This is a genomic window from Endozoicomonas sp. SESOKO3 (genome assembly GCF_024606255.1).
On sequence record NZ_JAHHPR010000345.1, the window covers coordinates 1 to 1,960 of the forward strand.

Below are 1,960 nucleotides of genomic sequence, written 5' to 3' on the forward strand. Positions count from 1 at the left end.
CCAGATTATTGAGTACGATATTTGAAAGTACAGGCGGCAGAAGGCCATCTTGCGCTCTAAGGGTAGACATTAAGCTCAAAAAAGATTCATTTCCGGCGGCAGAACTCACCTTGAACAGCCAAAATAAATAAGGCGATGAAAAGTGGAACCAGTCTGTTTGGTAATGTCATTTTATCCCTTATGGTAAGTCTCTGCACTCACATACAAGGAAGCTCCTCGACTTCTGGGCAGATAATGCGAAACGTGAACACCCTGCACAAGATGTTTGTTCAGGGCGTACAAGATTAGATCTTTGTGCTGTGGGTGAGGCTTAATGTCTACTCTAAGATCTTGCGCTTGCTCTCATCCGGTTTGGTGGGGGTCATCCCACCGCATGGGTTTGGGTTGGTAGGTTCCTGATGACAGTTGCTGCCGAATCTTCGGCCAGTGCCGGTTTAGCAGGATAATCTGCAGTTGGCAGCATAGCCACTTGTTAGGTGATTTCAACCAGGGGAGTAGATATAGGTTGTGCAAAAGTGACGTGAACCAAAATTATTTCTCTTTGAAGAGCCATCTTTTATAAAGTCTAATGGAATTTTACTTTCATCAAGCACGTGGCTTGGTAGTCGTAATTTTCCATTTTCAACCAAGCATGACCTTACTGCCGAGAAATAATCATCCGAGTAATTCATAAATGAACACAAAGGTCCTTCATCAACAATTTCATCATATTTATTTAATATACTGAGATATTCAATTGCTCTTTTGTCTCCCCACTGTAATAAAACATCAGGTTTGATACTTGCCCGAATATCCAAAGTATCTATGTTTGAATGATCACAATAATCATTATTATGACCACAACCAAGCATTAAAGTAGAATGCTTGTCTGGATTCAATCCATTCAGAATCACAACACCATAGTTTTCAAAGGTGCTATTAAGCTCTTCATCGGAAACGAAAGTCTTTGTATCCAGCTTTTTTCCATTAGAATGAAGAGTAATGAAAAGATCTAATTCATCATAAGATTCCAGAAAGTTATTAACTTTTATCCTTTTAGCTTCATCACTGGCTGTTGGAGTGTTTCCTCCCGATAAGAATGTATATAAAGGATTACTTGGGTTATTCATCGCCTTGAAAATTAAATTTGCAACTTTCAATATTGATTCTTGATCATCTTTATCTGCTAATAAAACCCCCTTTTTAGATAGCCTCTCTGGTGTAATACAGAGATTTTTATATTTTTGCCCATCATGCAAACTTATTTCTTCAACCTTCCTGCTTTTCAGTTCCAATCCATAAAATGGTTCACTTTTTCTATGAGGAATAAGTTTTTCCTTAGAATTTTCATCACATTCGTTTTTTTGCTTTTTATCAGATAGCGATACATCTTCTGTATTAATTGAAGGTAGCTTTTTTCCTGCAATATTCATATTACTTATCTCATGCATTAATCTAACTTCATCTAACGTATGGTTCTGCTGTGCGATCAAGGCGCATCAGATGTAGGGGGGAGACCCCAGAAAGAACTGGTTGCATTTGTTATACTTGTTGTTAATGTGGATAAATTACTTTTCAGACAAAATAGATTGTAAAAAAGCCACAATTTCAGAAAAACTGGCATCCATTCCAATAGACCTATAAAAGTCATGGAGATCTTGACTATTGAGAAAAATATTTAATATTTGTTCCATTAGAGATGTGATTTTTACTTTCAAATCTCTTACCTCCATTGATTCAAACGGATGTAGGTAATCACTCATACTTACACCATGTATAATAACTGTACTGAACTCCATTAACGCCGTAGAAAGTTCTTGAGATACATGTTCATGCAAGACTTGACTCATTGATTGCTGTAGATTTTGCAAAAGCACATCTTTAGCCGATGTTGCAGAAGCATTTAGCTTATAGTGAAGCACTGAAAAGCTCACCCTAAGTTCATCAATAACAATATTAAGCCTCAGAGAATGTTTCAAGG

At 37.1% G+C, this 1,960-nt stretch carries 2 protein-coding genes; both read right to left on the reverse strand.

From position 1 onward, the window contains the following. Positions 1-482 precede the first annotated feature (482 nt). Positions 483-1,412, reverse strand: a complete 930-nt coding sequence (locus KDK18_RS06120) for a hypothetical protein (RefSeq protein WP_257253964.1) — start codon at positions 1,410-1,412, stop codon at positions 483-485. Between the two features lie 135 nt (positions 1,413-1,547). After that, positions 1,548-1,960: hypothetical protein (locus tag KDK18_RS06125; RefSeq protein ID WP_257253965.1), on the reverse strand; the 413-nt coding region annotated here is incomplete at its 5' end.

Coding starts and splice junctions, on each gene's coding strand:
- KDK18_RS06120 (WP_257253964.1), bottom strand. CDS start 1,412: ATGAATATTGCAGGAAAAAAGCTACCTTCAATTAATACAGAAGATGTA.